The organism is Bradyrhizobium sp. MOS003 (assembly GCF_003020125.1).
Taxonomy (GTDB): Bacteria; Pseudomonadota; Alphaproteobacteria; order Rhizobiales; family Xanthobacteraceae; genus Bradyrhizobium.
In genome coordinates, this window is sequence record NZ_PYFW01000001.1 from 1,827,049 (window position 1) to 1,840,340 (window position 13,292).

Sequence of the window (13,292 nt, forward strand, 5' to 3'; positions counted from 1 at the left end):
TCGGGCGGGGATTTCCAGGCGCGAAAGACATTGACCCAGAGAATCGAAGACTATGCGCTGATCGGCGATTGTGAGACCGCGGCGCTGGTCGGGCGCGACGGCTCGATCGATTGGCTGTGCTGGCCCGCCTTCGATTCCGACGCCTGCTTTGCCGCCATCCTCGGCACCCACAAGAACGGGCGCTGGCTGATTGCCCCTGGCGAGGGCGTCACGAAGATTTCGCGCCGCTATCTCGGCAACACTCTCATCCTCGAAACACGCTTTGAAACTGAGAGCGGGACCGTCGCGCTGATCGACTTCATGCCGCCGCGCGGCAAGGCGTCCGACATCGTGCGGCTGGTCCGCGGCGTCAGCGGCACGGTGAAGATGCGGATGGAGCTCGTGATCCGCTTCGGCTTCGGCGTGGACATTCCCTGGGTGCGACGGATCGACCATTCGCTGCTGGCGGTGGCCGGCCAGGACATGACGGTGCTGCGGACGCCGGTGAAGACCCGCGGCGAGGACTTGACCACGGTCGCCGAGTTCGAGGTGAAGGCGGGCGAAACCGTGCCGTTCGTGCTGACCTACGGCCCCTCTCATCTCGATCCTCCTGAAGCGATCGACCCGGAGATCGCGCTCGAGGAGACCGAAAAATTCTGGACCGAATGGTGCAGCCGCTGCACCCACGATGGCGAGTATCAGGACCTGATGCTCCGCTCGCTGATCACGCTGAAAGCGCTGACCTTCGCCCCGACCGGCGGCATCGTCGCGGCGCCGACGACCTCGTTGCCGGAAAAACTCGGCGGGGCCAGGAACTGGGACTATCGCTTCTGCTGGCTGCGCGACGCGACCTTTACGCTGCTGGCGCTGATGAACTCGGGCTATACCGAGGAAGCCCTGGCCTGGCACAATTGGTTGCTGCGCGCGGCGGCCGGCGCGCCGGCGAACATGCAGATCATGTACGGCATCTGGGGCCAGCGACGATTGCTGGAATGGGAGGCCGGCTGGCTCGCCGGCTATGAAGGCGCCAAGCCGGTGCGCGTCGGCAATGCCGCGCATGCCCAGCTACAGCTCGACGTCTATGGCGAGCTGATCGACGCCTTCCACCAGTCCCGCATGGCCAAGCTCGAGCTCGAAAAAGAGACCTGGGCGCTGGAATGCGCCGTGCTCAAGCATCTGGCCGAAGTCTGGGATCGGCCCGACCACGGCATCTGGGAGCGGCGCGGCGAGCCGAAGCATTACGTGTTCTCCAAGGTGATGACCTGGGTCGCCTTCGACCGCGGCATCAAGAGCGCCGAGACCTTCGGCTTCAAGGCGCCGCTGCTGCACTGGCGCGCCCTGCGTGAGGCCATTCATCGCGACGTCTGCAACAAGGGATTTGACGCCGAGGAAAATGCCTTCGTGGAATCTTACGGCTCGAAGATGCTGGACGCCAGCGTGCTGCTGCTGCCGGCCGTCGGCTTCCTTCCGCCCGACGATCCGCGCATCCGCGGCACCATCGCCGCAGTCGAACAATACATGATGCGCGACGGCTTCGTGTTACGCCACGATCCGCGCGAAGTTTCCGAGGAGACCCAACCGATCGAGGGCGCGTTCCTGGCCTGCAGTCTGTGGCTCGCCGACGCCCATGTGCTGGCCGGCCGTCTCGACAAGGCACAAGTGCTGCTCGATCGCGTGGTCGGCATCGCAAACGATGTCGGGCTCCTGGCCGAGGAATATGATTCGGTCGCGCGGCGCCAGACCGGCAATTTCCCGCAGGCGCTGACTCACATCGCGCTGATCAATACCGCGCATAATCTGTCGGCGGCGCGGCAGGAGTGCGACAAGCCGGCGGTGCAGCGGTCGAAGTAGGGACGGCCGCTCAGGTCCTAGACCCCGAGCCATTCCAGGCCGCCGGGGAGCTCGCCAACGGCAAAATCGACCTGCAAAACGCGGCGATGCATCGGCGTGGCCGCTGCATCCGAAGCATGGAGAATGGTCGTCGCGTAGAGCCAGATGTCGCCAGCGTCAGCCAGGCACGCAATCGTGCCGCAACGCCTGACGACGTCCCGTACGTCATTTTCGCGAATCCGTCCCAGTTTGTGGGAGCCCCGAGCGATCAGGAGCGGCGCGTTGCTTGCCGGGACCGGATCGATATGAACCCTCAGGGTCGCCATGCCCGACAACAATGCAAAGGGCGGCTCAACATGCAGCATGCCGCACTTGACACTCCAGGTCTCAAAACCATCGATGGAGACACGCTCCTTTACGGCGATGGTCCGATCCTGATGCCAGCCGAGAGCCCAGTTTGTTGCGGCCGTCTTGTCGAACAGGATGGCTCTGACGGGGCGACAGCCGTGGCCGAGCACTGACGCGGCGCAGCGACCAACATGCCCACTTGAAACGAGGAACGGCGCGAGACCTTCGACACCTCTCAGCCTGAGTCCGGCCTGATCGGGCGGCAAATGGGACAAGGTTGCTTCAAGCTGATGGAGCTGATTGGACGTCAGCGCCTGCCGGAACAGCTGCGCACCGTCATCCTGAAAGGTCGGGTGTTCAGTCGTCATTTCGTGCACCGATTGAGGGCTGATCGCCCTAGCCCGCCCCATTCCGCTTCAGGATCATCTCCATCGCCTCGGCAAAACCGTCCTGCTCGTTGCTGGCCGTGACGTGTGTGGCCTGGTCCTTGACGCTGTCGGTGGCATTGCCCATGGCGATCGAGACGCCGCTGACGGCGAACATCGCGAGGTCGTTCTGCATGTCGCCGATGGTGGCGACCGCGTCGGTGGTAATCCCCAGGCGCTTGGCCATCGCCTGGACGAAGGTGCCCTTGTTGAAGCCTGGCGGGGTGATGTCGAGATAATAGGTCTGCGAGCGCACCGCGGTGGCCTCACTTCCGAGCGCCTGCTGCATCGCCTTCTCGCAAGCCTCCAGGCCTGCCGCATCGGCGCTGGCGCCGACGATCTTGCAGGCGCTCGACAGGTAAGGAGAAAAGTCCGTCACGATGGTGGGGTCGGAGCGGATCGTGTGCTGCTCATGCGCGACGTATTTGCCGCTGGGGTTGTCGATCAGCCATTTGTCGTAGGTGAACAGCCAGATGTCCGCGCCGAACTCGCGCAGGATCTGCAAGGCGCGCTCGGCGGCAGTTGCGGGGATCAGGTGCTGTTCGACCGGGTTCATCTCGGGATCGACGATCGAGGAACCGTTGAACGGGCCGACCGGCAGCCACAGCGCCAACGGCTCGATCAGGAAGCGCATGCCGATCGCGGGACGGCTGGAGGTGATGGTGAAGCCGATACCGGCTTGGTGCAGCCGCTGCACTGCAGACCTCGCGCGATCCGTCAGCGTCTTGTCCTTGGTCAGCAGCGTGCCGTCGACGTCGGACACCACGAGGGAGATTTGCGTCATGATAGAGCCTTCAGCTTTCCAGGTCTCAGCGCTTCGTCCCGCTTGAATTCAATTGCCGCACCACGCCGTCCACGATCGCTTCGACGGTTTCGTCGATCGAGACGGTGATGACGTGCTCGCCCGCTTCCGGCGGTTCCAGCGTGTCGAACTGGCTCGTCAGCAGCCCGGGCGGCATGAAATGGCCTTTACGCTGCGCGAGCCGCTCGGCGATCAGCTCCTTGGTGCCCTTCAGGAACACGAAGCGGACGTCGTCGCGCCCTCGCAGCAAGACGTCGCGATAGGTGTGCTTCAACGCCGAGCAGGCGATGATGACATGCCCGCCCTTGTCGCAGACCCGCGCGATCTCGTCGGCGATGGCGTTGAGCCAGGGCCAGCGGTCTTCGTCGGTGAGGGGATGGCCGGCCCGCATCTTCTCGACATTGCTGGGGGGATGGAAGCTGTCGCCGTCCTCGAAACGCCAGCCGAGCCGCTCGCCGAGTGCTTCCGCAACCGTGCTCTTACCCGAACCCGACACGCCCATCACGATCAATGCACAAGGTGCTTCAACGCGGCCCACGAATTCCCTCCGGAAGCGCGGCCTGGTCGACCAGCCAGACGGTCTCACCATTCGAGCGCGCGCGTAATGCCGGCAGAGTCTCGCCATTGAGGAGGCGCGTCAAGATCGGCTGCTTGTCGTGCCCGGCAATCTCGAACAGCATTTCGCGGCAGGAGGCGAGAGCGGGCAGGGTGAGCGAGACCCGCGGCACGAAAGGCGCGACATTGGCCTTGGGCACGCCCACGACCCAGCGTTCGGTCTCCTCGATTGCGGGGAAGCCCGGGAAGAGCGAGGCGGTGTGGCCGTCCGGGCCTGCGCCCATCAGAACCACGTCGAACAGAGGCTTGGCCGGATCCAGGCTTTCAGCACCGTAGAAGGCTTGCAGCTCGCGTGCGTAGGCTTCCGCGCTTCGGTCCGGATTGTCAGCAATGGTCGGGATCGGGTGGATATGGCCGGCGGGCGCATTGCCATCGAGAAATGTCGCGCGCGCGGCCGCCATGTTGTTGAGGGGATCACTCTCGGGCACGAATCGCTCGTCGCCGATGAACCAGTGCACGCGGTCCCACGGGATCTTGCCGCGCCAGGAATCGCTGCCGAGAAGTTGATAAAGTTTCCTCGGGCTCGACCCGCCGGTGAGGCAGATGGCGATCCGTCCGGGATTGGCCGATATCCGCGTCGTCACGCGCTCGGCTGCGGTCTGCGCCAGCGCCTCGGAATCGGCCGCGACGATCAGCTTCGGCAGGCCCGCCGTTGCCATCACGAAAATTTCCGCCAGCTTCGGCCCTCGCGCCGCAGCAACTCATCGGCGCAGGCCGGGCCGTCGCTGCCGGCTTCATAGGTCTCGATGCCGTTGGTGCCCGCCTTCTTCCAGGCGTCCAGGAACGGCTGCACCGCCTGCCATCCCGCCTCGACGCCGTCGGCGCGCTGGAACAGGATGTTGTCGCCGATCATGCAGTCGTAGATCAGCGTCTCGTAGCCCGTGCTGGGGTCCGCTCGGAAAAAATCGCCGTAACGGAACTTCATCTCGACGCCGTCGATGGTGATGCTCGGTCCCGGAATCTTGGCGTTGAACTGCAGCTCGATGGTCTCGGTCGGCGCGATGCCGATGGTGAGGAAATTCTGTGACAGGCGGTCGACATCCGTGCCCGAGAACATCGACAGCGGCGCCTGCTTGAATTTGATCGCGACCTCGGTGCGCTTGTGGCCGAGCGCCTTGCCGGTGCGCAGATAAAACGGCACGCCCGCCCAGCGCCAATTGTCGATCAGGAGCTTGAGCGCGACATAGGTCTCGGTGGTGCTGTCGGGCTTGACGTCCTCAGTCTTGCGATAGTCCGGAATCTCGTCGTCGCCGATCTGCCCCGCGAGATATTGCCCGCGCACCGAACGCCGCAGCGCTTCCTCTTCGGTGGGCTGCTGGATCGCCGAGAGCACGTCGGCTTTTTCGGAACGCACGGAATGGGCGTCGAATCGGGTCGGCGGCTCCATTGCGACCAGCGACATCAGCTGAAACAGATGGTTCGGCACCATGTCGCGCAGCGCGCCGGTCGCGTCGTAGAAGCCGCCGCGATGACCGACGCCGAGCTTTTCCTCGACGGTGATCTGGATGTGGTCGATATGGTTGCGATTCCAGATCGGCTCGAACATGCCGTTGGCGAAGCGCAGCACCAGGATGTTCTGCACCGTCTCCTTGCCGAGATAATGGTCTATCCGGTAGATCTGGTGCTCGTCCATGATCTTCAGCAGCTCGGCGTTCAGCGCGCGCGCCGAGGCGAGGTCGGTGCCGAACGGCTTTTCGATCACGAGCCTGCGCCAGGCGCCGTTTTCCTTCATCATGCCGGTGCGGCCGAGTTCGCGCGCGGTCGGCGCGAACGCGGCGGGTGGGGTTGCGAGATAGAACAGGCGATTGCCGCCGGTACCTTGCGCGCATTCCAGCGAATCCAGATGTTCGCGCAAGCGATCGAACGACGGCGGGTCCTTCGGATCAGCCTCGACGAAGGTGACGCATTGCAGCAGTTGCTTGGCGATGTCATCGTCCACGGGACGCGTCGCGAACTGCCGCAAACCCTTCATCAGGCTCTGGCGCAACTCGTTATCCGACTGGCCCTTGCGGGCGACGCCGACGACGCAGAACTTTTCCGGCAAGAGGTTCTCGGCGGCGAGATTGTACAGCGACGGCATCACCAGGCGATGGGTGAGGTCGCCGGTCACGCCAAAGATGACGAAGGCGCAATTTTCGGGCTTGCGCTTGGCTTGCGGGTCTTTTGTCACGAATTGTCGGCCTTCGCTTTTGTTACTGACTACTTTGGCTTCGGCGCGCCCGGCTGCTTCGGCTCCCTGTGGCCGCCAAACCCCGCGCGCATCGCGGAGAGAATTTTTTCGGCGAAGGTGTGTTCCCGGCGGGAACGGAAACGTGTGTAGAGCGCCGCTGTTAGAACTTCGGCCGGCACGGCCTCGTCGATCGCGGCGTTGACGGTCCAGCGTCCCTCGCCGGAATCTTCCACGAAGCCGGAATATTCCGTGAGCTGGGGGCTGTCGGCGAGTGCGGTCGAAGTGAGGTCGAGCAGCCAGGACGGAATCACGGAGCCGCGCCGCCAGACTTCGGCGATGTCGGCGAGATCGAAATCGTAGCGGTGGTCCGCCGGCAAGGCCTCGATGTTGGCATTCTTGAGAATATCGAACCCCTCGGCATAAGCCTGCATCAGGCCGTATTCGATGCCGTTATGGATCATCTTCACGAAATGCCCGGCACCGACCGGGCCGGCATGGATGTAGCCCTGCTCGATGCGGGGATCGCGGCCCTCGCGGCCTTCGGTGCGCGGAATGTCGCCGGCGCCGGGCGCGAGCGCGGCGAAGATCGGATCGAGCCGGTCGACCACCTGCTTCTCGCCGCCGATCATCATGCAATAGCCGCGGTCGAGACCCCAGACGCCCCCGGACGTGCCGACGTCGACATAGTGGATGCCGCGTTCTTTCAGCGCCTTGCCGCGGCGGACATCGTCCTGCCAGAAGGTGTTGCCACCGTCGATGATGACGTCGCCGTTCTGCATCACGCCCGCGATCGTGTTGATCGTGGTCTCGGTGATGTGCCCCGCGGGCAGCATCACCCAGGCCGTGCGCGGCCGCTCGAGCTTCGAGATGAAGTCTTCCAGCGTCGCCGAGCCGACCGCGCCGTCTGCGGCGAGGCCAGCTACAGCCTTGGCGTCCTTGTCGTAGACCACGGTCGAATGTCCGTGGCGCATCAGGCGGCGAACGATGTTGCCGCCCATTCGGCCGAGGCCGATCATGCCGAGTTGCATCTGCAATATTCCCTTAGTTCAGCGCGTCGTTGAGCGCCGCATTGAGTGCCGCGAGACCCTTTTTGAGGCCGCCCTTGAGGTGCACGCGCAGCGCGCGCCGGCCCCGCTCCGTGAGCACGTCGAAATCGCCGCGTGCCTGCGCCGCCTTGATCACGCCGAAGCTGGCCTTCTGGCCCGGCACCGCGAGGTCCTGGCCATCGTCGGCGGTGATCTGCAGGAACACGCCGCTGTCGGGTCCGCCCTTGTAGGCCTGGCCCGTAGAGTGCAGGAAGCGTGGGCCGAACTCGGCGCAGGTCGCGACCTGGCGCTTTTCGCGCACCTCCAGCCGCATGGCTTGAAGCGCGTCGATGGTCGCTTTGTCCCGCGCGATATAACCGAGCAGGGCGACATAGTCGCCGTGGTTGGAGCGCGACAGATGCGCCTTCAGCCACGAGGTGAGGTCGCCATTGGCGCCGGCGGCGCGCAGCGCGGTCGCGTTGGCCTCGTCGGTGTAGAGATCGGCCTCATCGGTGCTGACCACCGGCTGCTCTTCCGGCAAGGTGCCGGTCTTCTCGAACGACGCCGTGAGCTCGCGGGTCTTGATCTTGGCAGCCTCCACGTCCGGCTGGTCGAACGGGTTGATGCCGAGGATGGAGCCCGCCACCGCCGTCGCCATCTCGAAGCGGAAGAACTCCTGGCCGAGATGGTCGATCGACTTCATCACGATGCGCACCACGGGGTGGCCGGCCGCTTCGACTGCGGCGAGCTGGGAATCATGGGCGGCGTCGGCTTCGCCTTCGACGCGGATGTCGATGAAGAACCGGTCGTTGCCGTAAACCGAGGGATCGCCCAGCGGCTCGCCCTCGATCGGGATCAGGCCCTTGCCTTCTTTGCCGGTCGATTCCGCGATGAGCTGTTCGGCCCAGGCGCCGAAATCGGCGATCTTTTTCGACGACAGGATCGTCACCTTGTCGCGGCCTTCGAGGCCGGCGAGACCGATGGCGAGGCCGAGCTGCACGCCCGGGTTCTCACTCGGCGGCACGTCCGGTCCGCAGGAGCGCGCCATCGAGAGCGCATGCTTGACGAAGGTCTTGACGTCGATGCCAGCGGTCGCCGCCGGCACGAGACCGAATGGCGACAGCACGGAATAGCGTCCGCCGATCGAGGGCTCGCCGTGGAAGATGCGGGCATAGTTCAGTTTCCTGGCGGCCTTTTCCAGCGATGAGCCGGGATCGGTCACCGCGATGAAGCGGAAGCCGGTCTTCGCCTTCGGGCCGAGCGCTTGCGCAACGCGCTCATGGAAATAGTCCTTCATCGCGTTCGGCTCGGTGGTGCCGCCGGACTTGCTGGAGACGATGAACACGGTGTTGGCGATGTCGATCTTCGCCTCCATCGCCCGCACCTGCGCCGGGTCTGTGGAGTCGAGCACATGCAGCTTCGGAAAGCCGGGCTTCTTCCCAAACGTCTCGGCCAGTACCTCCGGCCCGAGGCTCGATCCGCCCATGCCGAGCACGACGGCGTCGGAGAATTTCTGGCCCTTCACGCGCCCAGCATAGTCCTCATAGTCGGCGACGTTGGCCTTGGCGGCGCTGTCGAGCCAGCCGAGCCATTTGTCCTCGTCCGCGCCGGTCCAGACCGATTTGTCGCGCTGCCACAGCCTGCGGATCTTGGCGGAGGCACGCCATTCCTCGGTGCTCTTGGCGACCGCCTTGCCGAGCCCGTCGCCGAGCGAAAGTTGCTGGCGGTCGATCGCGGCGCCGAGCACGGTCACCCGCTTATGCGCGACCGCGCCGTAGAGCTTGTCGGCGGCGTCGGCGAATTGCTTGACGCCGTCCTTGACCAGCTCTTCGGTGATGGCGTCGAGCGAGACGCCGGAGCGCTCCAGCTCTTCCAGCACGCGGTAGGCGTACTCGACGTTCTCCTCCAGGCTGTCGCGCGGCTTGCCGTGGTCGCGGAACGCATCCAGCGTAGCCGGCGGCACGGTGTTGATGGTGTCGGGGCCGATCAATTCTTCGACATAGAGGACGTCGCGGTAATCCTTGTTCTTGGTGCCGGTCGAGGCCCACAGCATCCGCTGCGGCTTGGCGCCCTTGGCGGCGAGCTTGTCCCAGCGGGCACCCGAGAACAGGCGCTTGTAATCCTGGTAGGCGACCTTGGCGTTGGCGATCGCGACCTTGCCCTTGAGCGCGGCCAGCCGCTCCTTCTCGGATGGGTCGTTGGCGCGGGCGATCTTGTCGTCGAGCTGTTTGTCGACCACGGAGTCGATGCGGCTGACGAAGAAGCTGGCCACGCTCGCCACATGCGAGGGGTCGCCGCCGCCGGCGACGTATTTTTCGAGCCCGGCGATGTAGGCTTCGGCCACCTGGAGGTAGACCGCCTTGGAGAACAGCAATGTGATGTTGATGCTGATGCCGTCGCCGATCAGCTCTTCGATCGCCGGCAGACCCTCGGGCGTCGCCGGCACCTTCACCATCAGGTTCTTGCGAGCGACGCTCTTCCAAAGCCGCCGCGCCTCGGTGACGGTGCCGGGCGTGTCGAGCGCGAGGTAAGGCGAGACCTCCAGGCTGACATAACCGTCGCCGCCCTTGAGGCGGTCATAGACCGGGCGCAGCACGTCGGCCGCGTTCTGGATGTCCTCGACCGCGACGGCCTCGAACAAATCGGCCACGGTCCGGTCGCCGCGCTTCAGCGCCTTGCCGATCGGGGCGTCATATTCGTCCGAGCTGCCGATCGCCTTCTCGAAGATCGAGGGGTTGGAGGTGACGCCCTTGACGCCGTCGGTCTCGATCAGCCGCTTCAGGTCGCCCTTGGCGATGAAGCCACGAGCCAGGAAGTCCAGCCAGACGGCTTGTCCGTGCTTTTCCAGTTCTTTGACGGGATTCATGATGCTTATTTATCTCCAAGCCTGCGGGCGAGGGGTTTCCGCGCCGGTCCTGACGCGCTATCCTCTAGCTTACATGCGCGCCTGAGGGAACCAATCAAGGGTACAGGCGTCATACCCTCCTGTGTAACTCCGTCGCGATCATGGCGATCCAGGCGGCAGTAGCGGTTGTTGCGTAAAAAGTCGCTGGCCGGAAGTTTGGCCGGGTCTGGTTGCGTAACGTCGGCCGCTCGTCGTCAGCCAGTGGCTGCGTGGAGTGCCACCAGCGGATTCCGATCCGTCTGGTACATCATGGCTCGGTCGCGAATGGCCATGCTGGGGAAAAGCATGCACGCTCATCCTGATGGTTTGGCGTTTGCTGTTGCCGACAGCCGGCAATCGGCCGCGAGCATCGACGTATCCCGCGATCTAGAGATCAGTCGATGCGTGACGCAGTTGCGGCTGCTGGTCGCGTCGGGCTTTGCGATGACCCTGCTCAGCGCGAGCCTCGCCTTCGATTGGTGGGACGGTTTCGGCGACTACGACACGACGCTCGGCTATGCCGGTGTCGCACTGTTCGGCCTGGTGACATGCTGGCTGATCTGGATGCTCCCCGCCGAACGGGGAGCGGTGGTGGTGGTCACCCCCTACGGCATACGGGACCTCCGTATCGGCAATGAATTTCTGCTGTGGGATTCGATTGCGGAGATTTCGGCTGAGGAGAGCCGCGGCCACCGCATGATCGTGCTGACCCCGACGCCGGCCTTGCGGCGGCAGCTCCGCTGCATCCCCGATTTGGCCCGTTGCGCGCAAAACGATCGCATTGTCATCCCGTCGGAGGGCCTGGCGACCGATTTCGAGACACTGCTGCGCGCTTGCCGCGATTGTCATGCTGCGAGCGGTCTCCGCGCCGCACTGCAGCAGGAGAAAGATGAACGCGGCACCCAGGGTGGCGCTCAGGGCTTCGCCGTACAAGCGTCATAAGATCGCCGCTCGCGGATCGCTCACTGCGGCAGTGCCGAATGGACTCTTCCTCCGGTAATGCCCGGATGTTGCGAGCGAGTGACATTTTCTGGAAATGAGCGATGATGGATATAGATTCGCACAAATAACAGGCAGGTGCCTGTTCGTAACTCAACGAGTGCCTACGTTGTGCGTTGCGTCAAGTCGGCACCCGGGTGTCCAATGATCGTCATGTGCTCACGCTGATTCGAGAGTGGCGCTACGGAACGGTCCAGTCGCTGCTTTAGTTCAGTTGTGTAGCGGAACTCACGCGGAGAGGGATCATGTACAACGATTCTCTATTCAACGCTTTCGCTCGGTCGTTCGAGGCGAGAAGCCAGCACGACATGTCGATGGCGGAATATCTGGAGTCGTGTCGAAGCGATCCCATGAAATACGCCAATGCGGCGGAGCGATTGCTAGCGGCGATCGGTGAACCCCAGACGATTGACACGGCCAAGGACCCACGCCTTGGCCGTATTTTTTTGAATCGCACGATCCGCACCTATCCGGCCTTCGCCGGCTTCTACGGCATGGAAGAGACCATCGAGCGCATCGTCGGTTTCTTCCGTCATGCGGCGCAGGGCCTCGAAGAGCGCAAGCAGATCCTCTATCTGCTTGGCCCGGTCGGTGGCGGTAAATCCTCGCTGGCCGAGCGGCTGAAGTCGCTGATGGAAGTGCATCCGATCTACGTGCTCAAGGCCGGTGACGAACTCTCGCCGGTGTTCGAGAGCCCGCTCAGCCTGTTCGATCCCGATCAGTTGGGTCCAATGCTGGAAGAGAAATACGGCATTCCGCGCCGCCGTCTCACCGGCCTGATGAGCCCGTGGTGCTACAAGCGGCTGGAGGCCTTCGGCGGCGATATTTCCCAGTTTCGCGTCGCCAAGATCCAGCCGTCGCGGCTGCGCCAGATCGGCATCGCCAAGACCGAGCCCGGTGACGAGAACAACCAGGACATCTCTTCGCTGGTCGGCAAGGTCGACATCCGCAAGCTCGAGACCTACGCGCAGAACGATCCCGACGCCTATAGCTATTCCGGCGGCCTCAACCGCGCCAACCAGGGCGTGCTCGAGTTCGTCGAAATGTTCAAGGCGCCGATCAAGATGCTGCATCCGCTGCTCACGGCGACGCAGGAAGGCAACTACATCGGCACCGAGAACATCGGCGCGATCCCCTTCACCGGCGTGATCCTCGCGCACTCCAACGAAGCCGAGTGGTCGAGCTTCAAGGCCAACAAGAACAACGAGGCCTTCATCGACCGCATCTGCGTGATCAAGGTGCCCTACTGCCTGCGGATCACGGAGGAGCAGAAGATCTACGAGAAGCTGATCCAGGGCTCCGAGCTCGCGGCCGCGCCCTGCGCGCCCTCGACGCTGGAGACGCTGGCGCGGTTCTCGGTGATGTCGCGTCTGCGCAAGCACGAGAACTCCACGACGTACGCCAAGATGCGGGTTTATGACGGCGAGAGCCTGAAGGAATCCGATCCGAAGGCGCGCAGCGTCCAGGAATACCGCGATGCCGCCGGTGTCGACGAGGGCATGGACGGCGTCTCCACCCGCTTCGCGTTCAAGATCCTGGCTGCAACCTTCAACCACGATCCCCAGGAGGTCGCCGCCGATGCCGTGCATCTGATGTACGCGCTGGAGCAGTCGATCAAGCGCGAGCAGCTGCCGGAGGAAGTCGAGAAGCGCTATCTCGAATTCATCAAGGCGGACCTGGCGCCGCGCTACGCCGAGTTCGTCGGAAACGAGATCCAGAAGGCTTATCTGGAGTCCTACTCGGATTACGGCCAGAACCTGTTCGACCGCTACGTCGACTATGCCGATGCCTGGATCGAGGACCAGGACTTCAAGGATTCCGATACCGGCCAGTTGCTTGATCGCGAACTCTTGAACCAGGAACTCACCAAAATCGAGAAGCCGGCCGGCATCGCGAACCCCAAGGACTTCCGCAACGAGGTGGTCAAATTCTCGTTACGGTCCCGGGCCCAGAACGGCGGCAAGAATCCGAGCTGGATCTCCTACGAGAAGATTCGCGAGGTGATCGAAAAGAGGATATTCTCCCAGGTCGAGGACCTGCTTCCGGTCATCTCCTTCGGGTCGAAGAAGGACGGCGAGACGGAGAAGAAGCACGGCGAGTTCGTCGCACGCATGGTGGAGCGCGGCTACACCGAGCGTCAGGTTCGCCGGCTCGTCGAATGGTACATGCGCGTGAAGCAGGCCGGGTGAGGCGGATGGGAGGCGGATGGTAAAGT

10 protein-coding genes are annotated in these 13,292 nt (G+C 63.8%); 3 read left to right on the forward strand and 7 right to left on the reverse strand.

Annotation, left to right across the window (positions count from 1 at the left end):
* Window positions 1–30 precede the first annotated feature (30 nt).
* Window positions 31–1,830, forward strand: a complete 1,800-nt coding sequence (locus C7G42_RS08820; RefSeq protein WP_106948532.1) for a glycoside hydrolase family 15 protein — start codon at window positions 31–33, stop codon at window positions 1,828–1,830.
* 17 nt (window positions 1,831–1,847) lie between these two features.
* Here the strand turns inward: C7G42_RS08820 and C7G42_RS08825 are convergent, their stop codons facing one another.
* From C7G42_RS08825 to C7G42_RS08855, 7 genes are read right to left on the reverse strand one after another with little or no spacing between them, the layout of a single operon-like run.
* Window positions 1,848–2,525: a phytanoyl-CoA dioxygenase family protein gene (locus C7G42_RS08825; RefSeq protein WP_106948908.1), complete on the reverse strand. Its 678-nt coding sequence runs from the start codon at window positions 2,523–2,525 to the stop codon at window positions 1,848–1,850.
* A gap of 28 nt (window positions 2,526–2,553) precedes the next feature.
* A complete protein-coding gene (locus tag C7G42_RS08830) occupies window positions 2,554–3,366 on the reverse strand; it encodes an HAD family hydrolase (protein ID WP_106948533.1) in 813 nt (270 codons plus the stop codon).
* Between the two features lie 25 nt (window positions 3,367–3,391).
* On the reverse strand, window positions 3,392–3,922 hold the full coding sequence (locus C7G42_RS08835; RefSeq protein WP_106948534.1) for a gluconokinase: 531 nt from the start codon (window positions 3,920–3,922) through the stop codon (window positions 3,392–3,394).
* Window positions 3,909–4,658, reverse strand: coding sequence for a 6-phosphogluconolactonase (gene pgl / locus C7G42_RS08840; RefSeq protein WP_199580718.1), 750 nt, complete (start codon window positions 4,656–4,658; stop codon window positions 3,909–3,911). Before pgl ends, C7G42_RS08835 begins: the two co-directional genes overlap by 14 nt.
* Window positions 4,658–6,169: a glucose-6-phosphate dehydrogenase gene (gene zwf, locus C7G42_RS08845; protein ID WP_106948536.1), complete on the reverse strand. Its 1,512-nt coding sequence runs from the start codon at window positions 6,167–6,169 to the stop codon at window positions 4,658–4,660. The genes pgl and zwf overlap by 1 nt, the downstream gene beginning before the upstream one ends.
* 29 nt (window positions 6,170–6,198) lie before the next feature.
* Window positions 6,199–7,197, reverse strand: a complete 999-nt coding sequence (gene gnd / locus C7G42_RS08850) for a phosphogluconate dehydrogenase (NAD(+)-dependent, decarboxylating) (RefSeq protein WP_106948537.1) — start codon at window positions 7,195–7,197, stop codon at window positions 6,199–6,201.
* A gap of 13 nt (window positions 7,198–7,210) precedes the next feature.
* On the reverse strand, window positions 7,211–10,060 hold the full coding sequence (locus C7G42_RS08855) for a bifunctional transaldolase/phosoglucose isomerase (RefSeq protein WP_106948538.1): 2,850 nt from the start codon (window positions 10,058–10,060) through the stop codon (window positions 7,211–7,213).
* A gap of 303 nt (window positions 10,061–10,363) precedes the next feature.
* Between C7G42_RS08855 and C7G42_RS08860 the strand changes: the two genes are divergently transcribed.
* Complete coding sequence (locus C7G42_RS08860; protein WP_106948539.1) at window positions 10,364–11,020, forward strand: STM3941 family protein; 657 nt, start codon at window positions 10,364–10,366, stop codon at window positions 11,018–11,020.
* Window positions 11,021–11,322: 302 nt separating this feature from the next.
* On the forward strand, window positions 11,323–13,266 hold the full coding sequence (locus tag C7G42_RS08865; RefSeq protein ID WP_106948540.1) for a PrkA family serine protein kinase: 1,944 nt from the start codon (window positions 11,323–11,325) through the stop codon (window positions 13,264–13,266).
* Window positions 13,267–13,292: the final 26 nt, after the last annotated feature.

Bases quoted from the DNA above. Each gene is read 5' to 3' on its own strand.
- C7G42_RS08855 (WP_106948538.1), bottom strand. From the start codon at position 10,060: ATGAATCCCGTCAAAGAACTGGAAAAGCACGGACAAGCCGTCTGGCTG.
- C7G42_RS08825 (WP_106948908.1), bottom strand. From the start codon at position 2,525: ATGACGACTGAACACCCGACCTTTCAGGATGACGGTGCGCAGCTGTTC.
- C7G42_RS08865 (WP_106948540.1), top strand. From the start codon at position 11,323: ATGTACAACGATTCTCTATTCAACGCTTTCGCTCGGTCGTTCGAGGCG.
- gnd (WP_106948537.1), bottom strand. From the start codon at position 7,197: ATGCAACTCGGCATGATCGGCCTCGGCCGAATGGGCGGCAACATCGTT.
- pgl (WP_199580718.1), bottom strand. From the start codon at position 4,658: ATGGCAACGGCGGGCCTGCCGAAGCTGATCGTCGCGGCCGATTCCGAG.
- C7G42_RS08830 (WP_106948533.1), bottom strand. From the start codon at position 3,366: ATGACGCAAATCTCCCTCGTGGTGTCCGACGTCGACGGCACGCTGCTG.
- C7G42_RS08860 (WP_106948539.1), top strand. From the start codon at position 10,364: ATGGCCATGCTGGGGAAAAGCATGCACGCTCATCCTGATGGTTTGGCG.